Origin of the sequence: Paenibacillus sp. FSL R7-0272, from assembly GCF_037969905.1 — a bacterium.
In the GTDB taxonomy this organism is placed as follows: domain Bacteria; phylum Bacillota; class Bacilli; order Paenibacillales; family Paenibacillaceae; genus Paenibacillus; species Paenibacillus polysaccharolyticus.
Genome location: NZ_CP150221.1, coordinates 3,742,227 through 3,757,096 on the forward strand (window position 1 = coordinate 3,742,227; position 14,870 = coordinate 3,757,096).

The following is a 14,870-nucleotide window of genomic DNA, read 5'->3' on the forward strand; positions in this document are numbered from 1 at the left end:
TTTGTTTAGTTTCCAAACCTATGTGTGCAAAGGTTACTGCTTAACAGAACCCAACATGATACCCGTTACAAAATATCGCTGTACAAATGGATAGATGGTTAATATAGGCAGGATCGTTAACACCATCGTTACCGATTTGATGTTAGCAGCAATCTGAGTGAGATTGTCCGCAGAGGTCGCTCCCGCAGTGGCACCACTCGTTGCCCCGGCAATCATATTACGCAAATAGATCGTGACCGGAAACAGCTCTTTTTTGTCCAAATACAAAAAGGCAGGGAACCAGGAGTTCCAATGTCCAACAGCGTAGAACAGCACCATCGTGGCCATGACCGCTTTACTGAGAGGCAAAATGATACGAAGCAAAATACCGTACGTGTTTAACCCGTCAATTGATGCTGCTTCCTCTAACTCTTCTGGCATGTTCTCAAAAAAGGATTTCATGATGAGCATGTTATATATGCTGATTGCACCTGGGACAACCAGTGCCCACATGGTGTTATTAAAACCAAGGGAATTAATGAGTACGTAGTTAGGAATCAGACCCCCGCTGAAAAACATCGTAAACACGGCAAACATGGTCAGAAATTTACGTCCCATCAATCTTTTTTTAGACAATGCATAAGCAAAAATCGTCGTCATAAACATTGAGATTAAAGTTCCCACCACAGTGTAAATGATCGTATTTTTATAGTTCAACCAGAACATGTTGTCCTTTGAAATGGTTTTATACGTATCCACATTGAACCCTCTCGGGAACAAACTTACCTTGCCTGAATTGATGTACGCTTCACTACTGAAGGATTGGGCAACAACGTTAAGGAAGGGATAAAGTGTTATAAAAACGATAAACAGCAAGAAAGTGACATTGAACACTTTAAATACCTTGTATGATCTTGATTCCTGCATGGTGCTCCTCCTTTACCATAAACTTCGTTGTGTCAGTTTGCGTGAGATTGCGTTTACAGAGAAAACCAGAGTCAGCCCAATAATCGATTCAAACAAACCAATTGCTGTGGCATAACTGAAGTTGCTGGATTCAAGACCTACACGATATAAATAAGTCGATATTACATCTGAAGTCTCATAAATAAGCGGATTGTACAAAAGTAAGATTTTTTCGAAACCTACAGCCAGGAAGTTCCCCATGTTCAAAATTAGTAACGTGACAATCGTTGGCAAGATGCCTGGAATCGTTACGTGAATGGTTTGCTTCCAGCGATTCGCTCCATCAATACGAGCTGCTTCATACAAAGAATCATCAATCGTAGTTAGAGCTGCCAGATATAGAATGGCTCCCCAACCCATCCCCTGCCAGATTTCAGAAGAGATATAAATGGTTCTGAACCACTCTGCTCTCTGCATGAATGGAATGTTATCTCCTGTAAAAAAAGCAACAAGACCGTTAATTGATCCGTTCACTGCCGTTAATTGCAGAATCATACCGGCTACGATAACAATCGATAGAAAGTGAGGCAGATACGACGCTGTTTGCACAAATTTTTTAAATCGTTTGCTCTTCACCTCGTTAAGCATCAGTGCGAAAATAATCGGCACGGGAAACGTAAATAACAACGCAAGCCCGCCGAGCATAAGTGTGTTACTGAAAACTCGCCAGAATGTTGGGTCCTCAATGAACATTTTGAAGTACCTTAGCCCAACCCAGGTTTCTCCAAAAATACTGCCACCCGGGACAAATCGTCTAAAAGCGATAATATTACCTAACATCGGACCATATTTGAAAATAATCAGATAAATGATGGGAAGAACGAGTAGCGAGTACAACTGCCAATCTTTACGAATCAATATGGCAGCTGTTCGCAACTTGCTTTCTTTACGTGAAGATATCATCGGTATCGTTGCCTTAGATGTTTCTGACTCCATGTGTCATTCACTCCGATCCATAACTTGATTAAGAAAGATACTTTAATCGTTGTTGACAAGTCTTCTCTCTCCTCGTGTTGTAGAGGATACCTGTCTATTCGATTCACCTCCACTACAAAATCAAAAATGTAAACGGTATCAATTTGGAATATATGTACATCCAATCATATGCAAACGTGTGAAACCTGACTGAGCATGCATTGCTTGAATGTCGTTGAATTGATCAGTCATTCTATAAAGCGCTTACAAAATAGTGATTAAATCATTCGCCTTTTTCTTCTTTCATTCATCTGAAAATGTACTTGTAGTTTGATCAGTGAATGGTCTCGAAATATTGTAGAAATAAAAACTAGTCATACTAGTATGTTAGTTGTATTCTAAAGCAGCTTTTTTTTAATTTCAATAACTTTTCATTAAAAATTTAAATAATCGCCCCTAACAATGCATTAAAAACACTCTTACATGGAATGCATTAAAACAAAAAAACATTGGTTACGATACATGAACAAACGATCATTCATGTCATAACCAATGTTAAATGAACAGCTATTTGGACGAAGATTTTATGTCATCTATGATTTTAAAAGTTTGCAATAAGCCCCTCTAATTCAGACAAATGTTTAATCTCGTGGTTCGGTGAATAACTTTCATTATTTGTTTTGTTCTCCCGGTTAATCCATACTGCACGAATACCTGAAGACAACGCACCACGAATATCTGTTGTTAACTTATCGCCTACCATCATACTTTCTTCTGGTTGAACACCCAGTCTACTTAGAGCGTGCTCAAAAATGGATGGATCTGGCTTACCTTTACCAAAGCTACCTGAGATAATAATCTCATCAAAGAAAGGAGATAACTCCGGAACACCATCAAGTTTCTCTTGCTGTAAAGCAGGACATCCATTAGTCAAAAGCAACAATCTGTACTTTCCTTGCAAATGACGCAACGTATCCATCGTTTCTTCATATACATGAGGTCTCGATCTACGTTCTGCACCAAACTGTGAGGCCAGGCGCTCTGCAAGCTCTTCTTGATCGACACCCAGCTTTAGTAAACCGCGGCGCCAAGACTCCTTGCGATAAATTGGAGCCAATTGTTCAAGCTGACGAAATTCCGGTTGTTCTCCTGCCGTAAAGTTCGCCCAAAGTCCTTCAAAAGGGTTAATTCCAATCATTTTGGTAAAAGGAAACGTTTCGTAAGATTCATATAGTTCACGCGCTTCATTACGAACAGCCTCTTCGAGTGCCTCAGCATTAACACCTGTTTCTGCTGCTGCAATCAGACAAGTTTCATGAAAGGCTTCTCGAACACTCCGTTCGTCCCATAATAAAGTATCATCCAGGTCAAACATAATCGCTTTTAACGCCATTCCGATCATCTGCCCCTTTACACGTTAATTACTTATCAATCGTTTCTACGGTAATCTGGTGTGCTTTTGCAAATTTCAGCAACCGCTCGGTAATCGCTTCTGTATCGTAACGATTTAACAACTTGGTGAAAACCCATCTTTTTCCACGACTGTTGTGCTCAATAACAACAGTGCCTGGCTCAAAACGGAATTTGATAATATCGTCAACCCCGATCGATCGTTCACGATTCCCCTTCGTTGTGATGATTCGATTACTGCTAATTTTAACGTAAGGACGGCGTAGCATAAAAATGACAGCCAAAAATACATAGAGCAACATTGTGACCCAATCCCAGGTTGTCATCGGTGCTTTCACTAAAAAAGTACTCATGAACAGATACAAAAACGCCAAACCAATTAAAAAGATAGGGAACAAAAGGCTTCTGCCTTTGTAAATATCCTCACCTGGATTTCCTGTGATTGGTTGACCGCTTTTTTTACGTTGCTGATTCAATTGCTTCGAATTTTTCCGAACCGTTCTCTCGAACGAACGCCGTGACATGTGAATCCCCCTTATGTGTCTTGTATCGGCTTACATAATTATACTGCAAACCGATGTTCCCCCTTATAGTAAGCATCCCCAGCTAACATGAAGAAACCTAAATATCATAACGATATGTTTAGGTTTCGTAAATTAATGTTTGAGTTTGCCTTGGTGGCCTTGGCCCTTGTCGTCGTCAACAATCTCAATTGAATCGAGTTGCTGTCTGAAGTTGCTACGAATGTTACCCAGGTAAATTTCTCTCAATTTGGCACGTTCAGCAAGTTCTTCCTCTGATAGTCCAATGGATTTCTGCTTGCGAGCCAATTCGTTAATACGTGCTACCAGACTATCTATATCCAAGCTTGTCCCCTCCAAAAATACAAAGTCATATTAACTTTGACATGAGAAAGGCGGCTTGTCAAGTTAGTACGCGCCAACCTGTATAGATGCGCACTCTATTTAACAAACTGAGGTAATATTAGAACTTGTCCTGTCTGGATTGTTGCTGATTCAATTTGATTCACTTTTTTGATTGCTTCTATATATACACGTGTATCCATCGACGTTGGTTTATGTTCCAAAGAAATACTCCACAATGTTTCTCCCTGTGATACAGCAATTTTACCGCCAGGTAGTAGATCATTCTCGTTACCAGCAAAGACAGTTAGCACTGTACTACATCCAATAAATATAATTAATGAAGCAATTGCCAGCTTAATCAATCCCTTAGAGAACTTAAGACGTGTCACGAACGTTCTGAATTGCCCTATATTAGACTTTACAGCTTCTGAATTTACTGGTTTATAAATACTCTGATACGTAGAATATCTCATTTGCCCCCGCCTCCAAACGTTTGTTCCTATCTCTTGGAATCAATATAACACGAACATTTGTTTTGTTCAAGACTTTTTTAGAACAATTGTTCGCTCTTTTTTCGACATTAAAACATCTTTTTTCGTATTAAAAATTCTCGTAAAAGAACAATTAAATTCTCTTTTCCAAAAAACTAATGAGTCTGAATCGAAAAAAATATAGAAATAATATGATTTCTTTAGAACTTATGTTTGTACGAACGGAGGTTCTATGTTATAATTTTCCCAAACGTTACTAAAATGGGGTTGATACGGTATGTCGAAGATATCCAGCAGGCAACAGGCTATCCTGGAGTTTATACGAAATGAAGTCCGTTTGAAGGGGTATCCTCCTTCCGTAAGAGAAATTGGTGAAGCCGTTGGACTGGCTTCCAGTTCCACAGTACATGGACATTTGGATCGTTTGGAGAAGAAAGGGTTAATTAGACGTGACCCAACCAAACCAAGAGCGATTGAATTGTTAAGCCAGGAAGAGTCTGAGCATTCTCATCAGTTCGCCCACAGCGTTGCACGAATTCCTGTCGTGGGTAAAGTAACAGCTGGTGTGCCGATTACGGCAACAGAAAATATTGAAGACTACTTCCCACTTCCTACACATTATGTAGGGGAACAGAAAGTATTTATGCTTTCCGTTGTTGGGGACAGTATGATTGAAGCTGGTATTGTTAATGGAGACTATGTAATCGTTCGTCAGCAGCAAACCGCTGATAATGGTGACATTGTCGTTGCCATGACTGAGGACGATGAAGCAACAGTGAAGACTTTTTATAAGGAAAAGGATCACATTCGCCTTCAACCGGAAAATGCTACATTAGAACCGTTGCGGTTAAAACACGTTAGTATTCTTGGCAAGGTCATTGGTCTTTTCCGCGATATTCATTAATGCATATTGGTTTATTAAATTGCTAATACGTTCTACCTGATAGAATCCGAAAGAGGTTGCCCTGATCAACAGGACAACCTCTTTCTTTTGGTTTAATAGTTGCAGTCATATCATTTACTTACAAACTACTCTAATAAGTGAATGCGTAAGTGAATGCGCTGAGCAAGAGATTATTTAGTGCGTTTAAGAATGCTTTTGTGATGTGAGAATACTTCAAAGCTTTGTTGTCCATGGTAAGAACCCATGCCACTCTCTCCCACACCCCCAAATGGCAAATAATGCGAGGTCATGTGAGATAGCGTCTCATTAATACAGCCTCCACCAAAAGAAACCTGATTCAATACCTGCTCCTGTAAAGCTTCATTTTCAGTAAATAAATACAAAGCGAGTGGTTTAGGCCGACGAACGATTTCATCGAGCATTGGATTCAAATCACGATACCTAAATACGGGCAGAATAGGTCCAAAGATCTCTTCCTGCATTACTGGTGAGTCCCAATCAATATCGCTAAGAACTGTCGGTTCAATCATAAGCTGATCCCGATTCGCACGCCCTCCCATTAAAGTCTTGCCATTCGTAAGAAAAGCGGTCAAACGATCAAAGTTACGCGTGTTAACGATATGAGGAAAATCCTTATTTTGCATCACATCATCCCCAAATTTATCGCGAACCTCGGCTCTGATTTCCTCGATGAGTTGATCATGTACCTGTTCATCTACTAATAAATAGTCCGGTGCAACACAGGTTTGACCTGCATTCAGAAATTTACCGCGCACAAGACGTTGTGCTGCCAGCTTCAGATCAGCATCCTGATGCACAATGGCCGGACTTTTACCGCCTAACTCTAACGTCACTGGAGTTAAGTGCTCTGCTGCAGCTTTCATGACAATACGACCAACCCCTGTACTGCCTGTAAAAAAAATATAATCGAATTTCTCATTAAGCAATGCTGTACTCGTTTCAACCTCTCCTTCCATAACAGCAATGTACTCCTCAGGATATATGTCCTGAATAAGATCGTTGATTAAACGAGACGTCGCTGGTGTAAGCTCAGAAGGTTTGATCACAGCACAGTTCCCTGCAGCAATTGCACCGATTAGCGGCCCAAACGCCAGTTGGAACGGATAATTCCAAGGCGCGATAATCAGAGCAACTCCATAAGGCTCAGGGTAAATCGTACTAACCGCGTCTGGCATTGCAGAGCTCGTTGGAACGTTACGTGGTGTAGCCCATTCACGCAGATGTTCCAGCGTGTAATCCAATTCACCCAATACAATGCGAATCTCCGACCCATATCCTTCAGCCTCTGATTTATTGAGATCAGCACGAAGCGCATCCAGAATACGTTGCTGGTACTTCTCGATCCCTTCTCTCAAGTTTTGCAAAGCCTGAATCCGATACTCCACTGGTTTAGTCTGTCCTGTATTAAAAAACGTACGTTGTGTAGTCACAAGTTGTTTCGCTTGTTGTTCCAAAAATATCATCTCCAATTAATTTCTAAAAATTATATTGCCCAAAATCAAATTAATTATATCTTTAATATATGAAACTATCAACATACATTTGAAACAGGACAGATGTTAAAAAGACAAAGTAAGTGGAAAGCATGACGTATACTTCTTTATTTTTTCAGCGATTGCTTGTATGTTCTTAACTCTTTTATGAATTTTTCAGATATTGAATTTATCATATTTCTGACTCTCCATGTTCTTATTTGAGTTTAGTTTTCATTTAGAGATTTCACAATTATATAACTATTTACTTTGCACAAATATAAATCATACCTTCTAACTTATGTAATGCAGAAGCTTGACACATTGATTTTTGAATTTCTTATTTTCTCTTCATATATGTTTGGATGTGATATGAGGATAAATATAGTAAACCATGTGACAAATGTTATTATTTTACATTGAGTAATATGGTATTTTCAGAGAGTAAAGTTTCATAAATTCATTACAAATCTTAGGAGGTATTTGTATGAAAAAGAAAATGTATTCACTTGGAGCTTTAACTGTTATTGTGGCAATCGTCGCTGTTCCAACATCATTTGCTGCCGCTTCACCCTCTTCTCAAGATTCATTAACTTCACAAAGTATTACGATTCAGGCAACCCAGAAATATGTAAGATACTCAGACGTTAACAATAAATATGGAAATGCAAGTTATGTTCCACAGACCTACACTTATGCTGATGGCGTTTGGTATGGAAGACTAACATTAACATCTACTACCTATTCAAACGGATTATATTACGGAAACTATGAGGGTTACGTAACTAAGATGGAATAATTTATTCTTTTAGAATGAATTCATGAGCATAATAAAAGGGAGCGAAGATTTCATGATAAAGAAATTACTTGCTGGCTTATTAGCTTTATCTGCATGTTTTTCAATTGGTTCTACGTCCTTCGCTGCGGATACAAGTATTTCAGCACCTGCTTTATCGCTATCGGAAATTTCTCAAGTGATAGCACCTCAAGCATTTTTTGAGCGAGACATTTACCTAAAAGTAGGCCAACCTGGTCAATGGTATAGCGGCTACACTTATGATGTAATCTATAGTGATGGCGCTTGTGATATTGGCCCTGATTTTTTGGTGACTCCTATTCGACCCGGGCTCACAGTTGTAAGTGCAAACCACGGTAGTTATATCATCCTTTTTAAGTTTCATGTAAGCTATTAGCTATTAATAAACAAAGTGGGTTTATTTTAGTTACTAAATCAAGTCGCCACTGTTAGAACGCCCTAAATAGAATAAATTAAACATAAAAACAGCGCTCCCATGAGGAGCGCCGTTTTTATGTTTCCTGCATCTTATTGGATACGGTCATTCTGTGGGTACTCACCTTTCATTTCAACCTAGAAATTATTTACCCACAAAAAGAAAAACCCCTCACGCCAGATGGCGCAAGGGATTCGGAGATTAGTACAACGTGATATATTGATCGCGTTCCCATTGGTGGACTTGTGTTCTGTACATGTCCCACTCAATTTCTTTGAGCTCGTAGAAGTGAGCCAGGGCGTGGTCGCCGAGAGCGTCACAGATTACTTCGCTGCGGATCAATTCGTTCAATGCTTCTTTCAGGTCAGCTGGCAAGCTAGGAATGCCTTCTTCCACACGCTCTTCTTCTGACATGATGTAGATGTTGCGGTCAATCGGAGCTGGTAAGGAAAGCTCACGTTTGATTCCGTCCAGACCTGCTTTCAATAAAACAGCCAAAGCGAGGTAAGGGTTAGCAGCTGGGTCCGGGTTACGAACCTCAACACGAGTACTCAGACCACGTGAAGCTGGAATACGGATCATTGGGCTACGGTTACTTGCAGACCATGCTACGTAACATGGTGCTTCGTAACCTGGCACAAGACGTTTGTATGAGTTCACAGTCGGGTTAGTGATTGCTGCAAACGCACGTGCATGCTTCAGAGTTCCAGCCATGAAGTGACGTGCAGTTTTGCTCAGGCCCAGTTCGTCCGACTCGTCAACAAATGCGTTCTCATTGCCACGGAACAAGGATTGGTTACAGTGCATACCGGAACCGTTCATACCGAACAATGGTTTTGGCATAAACGTAGCATGTAATCCATGCTGACGTGCAATCGTTTTAACAACGAGTTTGAACGTTTGGATCTGGTCTGCCGCTTTCAATGCATCCGCATATTTGAAGTCGATCTCATGCTGACCAGGAGCTACCTCGTGGTGAGAAGCTTCGATTTCAAAGCCCATTTCTTCAAGTGTAATAACGATATCACGACGACAGTTTTCACCAAGATCTGTTGGTGCAAGGTCGAAATATCCACCTTGGTCATTCAGTTCGTTTGTTGGATTTCCTTTTTCATCCGTTTTGAACAAGAAGAATTCTGGTTCAGGACCAACGTTAAAGGAAGTGAATCCCATTTCTTCGGCTTCCTTCAGGTTTCGCTTCAAGATGCCACGTGGGTCACCTGGGAATGGGTTGCCATCTGGCAGATATACGTCACAGATCAAACGCGCGACGCGATTATCGGATACCCATGGGAAAATAAGCCAAGAGTCAAGATCCGGATAGAGGTACATGTCGGATTCTTCGATACGAACATAACCTTCAATGGAAGAACCATCAAACATCATTTTGTTATCCAAAGCCTTCGTTAACTGGCTTACAGGAATCTCAACGTTTTTAATCGCTCCCAGCAAGTCGGTGAACTGCAATCGAACGAATCGTACGTTTTCTTCTTTGGAGATGCGGAGAATGTCTTCTTTTGTATAACTCATGATTCCTCTCCCTTTCTTATCTGCGTATTTGGCTTGCATGTTATATTTGTACATTAGAATGTTCCACGGGTCAAGGAGTCTGACATCAGAAGTTTGAAATTCACCTTACCCGCCTCGTTAGGTGAACCGATTATTTTTTATTAAAAAAACGAGAAAGTTCACCTTGGATGAGAGATACTTGACCTGGTCTTTTGCCTGACACCAGCTGTTGCTTCAGCAAGCGGTGCAGTTGCGTATCGGACAGCTCTCTACGTTTAACTTCCGTATCCGGTGTAATCACCGTTGCCTCTTCAGACTCTTTCGAGACAGGATTCATCACTTGCTTGATACCTGCAATGTTAACTCCTTTTTCAATCAGAGCTTTAATCTCTAGCAATCTCTCAACATCGTTAAAGGAAAACAAACGCTGATTCCCTGAAGTTCTTGCAGGAACAATTAGACTATGCTGCTCATAATAACGAATCTGTCTCGCGGACAGGTCGGTAAGTTTCATTACGATACCGATCGGGAATAAGGCCATATTTCTGCGAATTTCGTCGCCCATGTTCATCAACCTTCCAGTCATCTATTCTTGACCCTATTGTACATTTAGTTGTTACAAAGTGTCAATGACATGTTAGATAAACTCACAATAATTTACGATCTTTCATCGCTTGTAATGCCATCAAAACGCCATATTTAACATGAGAGTAAGTCAACCCACCTTGCATATAACCGATAAAAGGCTCTCGAATCGGTGCGTCGGCGGATAACTCCAAGCTTCCTCCCTGAATAAACGTACCTGCCGCCATAATGACAGGATGCTCATATCCAGGCATATCCCAAGGCTCAGGCACAACATGGCTATCAACAGCTGCTGCCTGCTGAATGCCTTGCACGAAGGCGATTAGATGCTCCGCAGAGCTGAATTGCACCGCTTGAATCAGGTCGGTACGCGGCTCATCCCACGCAGGCTTGGTTACAAATCCGGATGCAGCAAACATCGCCGCAGCAAAAATACTTCCTTTAATCGCTTGACCAACAATCGTCGGAGCCATGTAAAGTCCTTGGTAGATGCCTCGTGTTGTCCCCAACATAGCACCTACCTCACCCCCAATACCAGGTGCAGTCAAGCGATACGCGGCTAGTTGTACATACTTCTCTTTACCACATATGTATCCTCCGGTTTCTGCTAGCCCACCACCAGGATTTTTAATCAACGAACCTGCCATCAAGTCCACACCTACTTCCGTAGGTTCCCGTTCTTCGGTAAATTCGCCGTAACAATTATCCACAAACACGATAACGTCTGGTTTCAACGATTTAACACGTGCCACCATATCTGCAATTTCCTCAATTGTAAACGAAGAACGCCAGTCGTAACCGCGTGAGCGCTGAATACCTATAACCTTCGTTGCAGGCGTAATAGACTTTTCCACCGCTTCCCAATCCACTTGCCCTGCGTTTGTGAGTTCAGTTTCAGCATAGCTAACCCCAAAATCACGGAGAGACCCTGTTCCATCACCAGGCTTGCCGATCACTTTATGTAATGTGTCATAGGGCTTACCTGTGATGTACAACAGTTCGTCTCCTGGACGTAATACGCCGAACAGGGCCGTACTTATCGTGTGTGTTCCTGAGGCAAAATGAGGACGCACCAGTGCGGTTTCTGCCCCAAACACATCCGCATACACCTCGTCGAGCACCTCACGTCCGCGATCGTTATAGGCATACCCCGTGGAGCCCGCAAAATGATAATCACTTACTTTTCTGCGCTGAAAGGCATCGATAACCTTCCATTGATTGTGATCTACAATACGATCAACCTGATGAAGTTGTCCCTCAATCTGACGTTCCACCTGATGTTGAAGTTCTAGAATAGTTGGATCGAACCTTGCCATCTTGCTTCATTCCCCTTTTATAGCACGAAACTGACGCATTCGAATCAATTCTCGTGTCAACTTATCACATTAATATGTCATGAATATTACAGTTCAATGAAATCTTCGAGTAAATATGCATACTTCTCATATTCACCTTTTTGTAACTCGACTTGATAGATGACATCGTTCTCATCATATTCCGTTCCTACAACATCTCCGATTTTATAGAGTACAGATGTCAGATCCCCACGTTCTGCCGGAATACGGAATCGCTTCGTATCGCCTGTGAGTTCGGCTTGAATCAATTCACGAACCTTGATCAAATCTGATTCATCAAGTGCACTTATTTTAATATGCTTTTTATCCAAAGGAAGCATCTGTAGTTGTTCCGGCGTGCAAGCGTCTTTTTTGTTATACAGAACAAGCTGAGGCTTGTCCCCTGCACCAAGTTGCTGCAAAATGGTATTAACTGTGCTCATCTGATCGTCACGCATTTCGGATGAAGCGTCTACAACATGTAAAATCAGATCAGCTTCATTTGCTTCTTCCAGTGTCGCGCGGAAAGCCGCAACCAGATCATGAGGTAAATTCTGAATAAAACCAACGGTGTCCGTCAGTACGATTTCTTTACCACTCGGCAACTCCATCGTACGTGATGTTGGATCGAGCGTAGCAAAAAGTTGATCCTGAATATATACATCCGCCGCGGTTAACTGCTTCAACAATGTTGATTTACCTGCATTCGTGTAACCTACTAAAGCAACTTGAATAATCCCTGCTTTTTTACGGCGCTCTCTGTGCAGTTTACGATAACGTGTGACCTCTTCAAGGTGACGCTTTAGATCATCGATCCGTCCCCGGATATGACGACGGTCTGTCTCCAGCTTACTCTCACCTGGGCCTCTTGTCCCGATGCCGCCACCAAGTCGTGATAGATTTTTACCGTGCCCCGACAAACGCGGCAACAAGTAGCTGTGTTGCGCCAGTTCCACCTGAATAATGCCTTCTCGTGTACTGGCACGCTGTGCAAAGATATCGAGAATCAGCTGTGTACGGTCAATAATTTTCAGATCCAAAGCCTCTTCCAGATTTCGGACCTGAGCGCCAGACAACTCCTGATCAAATATTGCTGTCGTTGCTCCCAACTCGTCCGCAACCAAACGAAGTTCCTCCACTTTACCTTTACCGATAAACCATTTCGTATCCCTTGTTTCCCGGTTTTGAGTTAATATACTGAGAACTTCAACTCCTGCGGTTTCAGCCAGCTTCACAAGCTCCTGTACTGAATACTCATGATTAATGCCTGAACGCTTCACTTCATCGGTGACCAGACTGACTAATATTGCTCGGTCTTTTTTGGTTGTATCTGTATCGTGCGTACCCATTGTCATATATATACCCACTCCCCTGCTCCGTATAAATACATTAAACCACGAAATGCCCGTGGCATGGTTAAAGCCGAACCGGTTAGCCCGGCCGGCTCTGTTAAAAGGTTATTATCGCTTACTTTCGTTCAAACTTCAAATCTTCTGTACGAATAGTCATGAGCTCCAGCTTACCCGGACTTCCATCCGAGTACTGCTCCAGCAAACGAACAGCCTGATGCCTTATTGATCTCTCGATTGCATTCCTTACATACCTGGCGTTACTGAACGCGTGCAACGAATCATTCTTTTCCTGAAGAAGATGTTGCTTTAACTTGAGTATGGTCTGAGGCATCAAAATATAATCACGCTCTTTGGCCATAATCTCAGAGATTTGGATCAACTGGTCAATCGTATAGTCTGGAAATTCAACCTGAATCGGAAAGCGGGAAGGTAAACCCGGATTTGTTTGTAGAAAAAAATCAATTTCTTCCGAGTATCCCGCCAAGATCAGAATAAACTGGTTTTTATGGTCCTCCATTGATTTTACAAGTGTATCGATCGCTTCCTTGCCAAAATCCTTCTCCCCGCCGCGAGCCAGACTGTACGCCTCATCGATGAACAAAATGCCACCAAGGGCTTTCTTAACCAAATCTCTGGTCTTCTGAGCCGTATGACCAATATATTCCCCCACAAGGTCAGCACGTTCCACTTCAATAAGATGCCCTTTGTTCAGCACGCCCATTTTCTGAAACATTTTGGCTACGATTCTGGCTACCGTCGTTTTGCCCGTTCCGGGGTTGCCTTTAAAGATCATATGATACACGTGTGCACCACTTAGCAGACCTGCCTCGGAGCGCATCTGCGCAATCTGAAGAAATGCATAAATTTCGAACACCAAATCTTTGATATTTTCGAGTCCCACCAGTTGCTCAAGTTCACCCTGAATCTCCTGAAAATGCGCATGTTTTGTTATACTTTTAGCCGCTTGTACCGAGAGTGCTTCATCTTTAGCGAGTATTTGAGGTTCCTGGTTACGTAGTACCACATTAATTTGCCTGGATGGTCTGCCTCCCGGTTGCCCTCCTGCAGCCATGACCCGTCCGTTCATTCGCCATCACCTCTATTTTATCGGGCTGATCTCTCCTGATTATTAATGTATTCTATCAGGTGTCCAGATATTAGAAGGATGTACAAGAAAAGTTCTGGTCAGAAAAATTCGTTTTAGACCTGGATGTTTTTACGAAACTCACCGTTCTCAAATAACGTTTTTCTGTGCTTCAGTGATAACTGAAAGTATGGGAACACATGAGCATCAATGGCATGGAGCAGTTCCTTCGCCGTTTTGTTCGCGAGATCATAATCTCCGGTTGTAATGTGTTTCCGTGACAAGGCATCTTCAAGCTCATCCTCATCTAGCAAAAAGATCTCTCCGTCCTTCAGCACAACAACGTCCAAGTAGAGGTCATCAAACCAAGGAACACCCTGATCGGTAATTCCCTGGCTACGGCAAGTATCGATGTACCACTCTACAATTTGCTGCTGATCATCAAACATGGCTGTAACAACAAAGTGCTCTCCCTTCGGATAATACTGAAGCCAGGAATATCCTTTGTCAGCAATACAGAAGGTTGTACCTCCATACGTCTTCCACAAAGGTTCTTTCAAATCCTGTATGGTGTACAGCGTAATGTAACCTGTGAAAATTTTGGACTGAACGAACCGGCATGTAAATTGTCGGTTCGTAATCCGGCGCCAGTTTGCGCGATCCCCGAATTTCCGTTTCATACGAACCCCTCTTTGCCGACTGCAGATCTATGATCTGCATTTTGGATTGGTGAACATTTATACGTCTGAT

General features: G+C 41.9%; 16 protein-coding genes. 3 read left to right on the top strand and 13 right to left on the bottom strand.

The features are described from left to right. Positions 1-33: 33 nt before the first annotated feature. From MKY23_RS16515 to MKY23_RS16540, 6 genes are all read right to left on the bottom strand, one after another. On the bottom strand, positions 34-906 hold the full coding sequence (locus MKY23_RS16515; RefSeq protein WP_339830877.1) for a carbohydrate ABC transporter permease: 873 nt from the start codon (positions 904-906) through the stop codon (positions 34-36). 12 nt (positions 907-918) lie between these two features. Then, positions 919-1,848, bottom strand: coding sequence for an ABC transporter permease subunit (locus MKY23_RS16520; RefSeq protein WP_339839498.1), 930 nt, complete (start codon positions 1,846-1,848; stop codon positions 919-921). 613 nt (positions 1,849-2,461) lie between these two features. Beyond that, on the bottom strand, positions 2,462-3,253 hold the full coding sequence (locus MKY23_RS16525) for an HAD family hydrolase (RefSeq protein WP_339830879.1): 792 nt from the start codon (positions 3,251-3,253) through the stop codon (positions 2,462-2,464). A gap of 28 nt (positions 3,254-3,281) precedes the next feature. Next, a complete protein-coding gene (locus MKY23_RS16530; protein WP_090916770.1) occupies positions 3,282-3,794 on the bottom strand; it encodes a hypothetical protein in 513 nt (170 codons plus the stop codon). Between the two features lie 132 nt (positions 3,795-3,926). Next, positions 3,927-4,136: a DUF896 domain-containing protein gene (locus tag MKY23_RS16535; RefSeq protein WP_339830881.1), complete on the bottom strand. Its 210-nt coding sequence runs from the start codon at positions 4,134-4,136 to the stop codon at positions 3,927-3,929. A 95-nt stretch (positions 4,137-4,231) separates the two neighbouring features. Beyond that, positions 4,232-4,609 (bottom strand): LysM peptidoglycan-binding domain-containing protein, encoded by a 378-nt coding sequence (locus tag MKY23_RS16540; protein WP_339830883.1) that lies wholly within the window; start codon positions 4,607-4,609, stop codon positions 4,232-4,234. Between the two features lie 295 nt (positions 4,610-4,904). Here MKY23_RS16540 and lexA point away from each other — a divergent pair, with 295 nt between their 5' ends. Continuing rightward, entirely contained in the window at positions 4,905-5,531 is a 627-nt protein-coding gene (gene lexA / locus MKY23_RS16545; protein WP_090916776.1) for a transcriptional repressor LexA, read from the top strand. 170 nt (positions 5,532-5,701) lie between these two features. On the opposite strand, the gene MKY23_RS16550 is transcribed toward lexA, so the two are convergent. Then, positions 5,702-7,006 carry an aldehyde dehydrogenase gene (locus MKY23_RS16550; RefSeq protein ID WP_339830886.1) on the bottom strand — a complete coding sequence of 435 codons (1,305 nt, stop codon included), beginning with the start codon at positions 7,004-7,006 and terminating at the stop codon, positions 5,702-5,704. Between the two features lie 505 nt (positions 7,007-7,511). On the opposite strand from MKY23_RS16550, the gene MKY23_RS16555 reads away from it, so the two are divergent. Both MKY23_RS16555 and MKY23_RS16560 read left to right on the top strand, forming a co-directional pair. Continuing rightward, positions 7,512-7,823 carry a hypothetical protein gene (locus tag MKY23_RS16555; RefSeq protein WP_154983557.1) on the top strand — a complete coding sequence of 104 codons (312 nt, stop codon included), beginning with the start codon at positions 7,512-7,514 and terminating at the stop codon, positions 7,821-7,823. 52 nt (positions 7,824-7,875) lie between these two features. Continuing rightward, on the top strand, positions 7,876-8,217 hold the full coding sequence (locus MKY23_RS16560) for a hypothetical protein (RefSeq protein WP_339830890.1): 342 nt from the start codon (positions 7,876-7,878) through the stop codon (positions 8,215-8,217). Positions 8,218-8,457: 240 nt separating this feature from the next. Here the strand turns inward: MKY23_RS16560 and glnA are convergent, their stop codons facing one another. The 6 genes from glnA to MKY23_RS16590 all read right to left on the bottom strand — a co-directional run bounded on the left by glnA (position 8,458) and on the right by MKY23_RS16590 (position 14,800). After that, positions 8,458-9,786, bottom strand: coding sequence for a type I glutamate--ammonia ligase (glnA, locus tag MKY23_RS16565; protein WP_090916813.1), 1,329 nt, complete (start codon positions 9,784-9,786; stop codon positions 8,458-8,460). Positions 9,787-9,916: 130 nt separating this feature from the next. After that, entirely contained in the window at positions 9,917-10,330 is a 414-nt protein-coding gene (locus MKY23_RS16570; RefSeq protein WP_056689944.1) for a MerR family transcriptional regulator, read from the bottom strand. 82 nt (positions 10,331-10,412) lie between these two features. After that, positions 10,413-11,666, bottom strand: a complete 1,254-nt coding sequence (locus MKY23_RS16575) for a methionine gamma-lyase family protein (RefSeq protein ID WP_339830892.1) — start codon at positions 11,664-11,666, stop codon at positions 10,413-10,415. 86 nt (positions 11,667-11,752) lie between these two features. Next, positions 11,753-13,039: a GTPase HflX gene (hflX, locus tag MKY23_RS16580; protein ID WP_339830894.1), complete on the bottom strand. Its 1,287-nt coding sequence runs from the start codon at positions 13,037-13,039 to the stop codon at positions 11,753-11,755. 112 nt (positions 13,040-13,151) lie between these two features. Then, positions 13,152-14,123, bottom strand: coding sequence for an AAA family ATPase (locus MKY23_RS16585; RefSeq protein ID WP_154890485.1), 972 nt, complete (start codon positions 14,121-14,123; stop codon positions 13,152-13,154). A 113-nt stretch (positions 14,124-14,236) separates the two neighbouring features. After that, on the bottom strand, positions 14,237-14,800 hold the full coding sequence (locus MKY23_RS16590; protein WP_339830897.1) for a DUF402 domain-containing protein: 564 nt from the start codon (positions 14,798-14,800) through the stop codon (positions 14,237-14,239). Between the last annotated feature and the right edge of the window lie 70 nt (positions 14,801-14,870).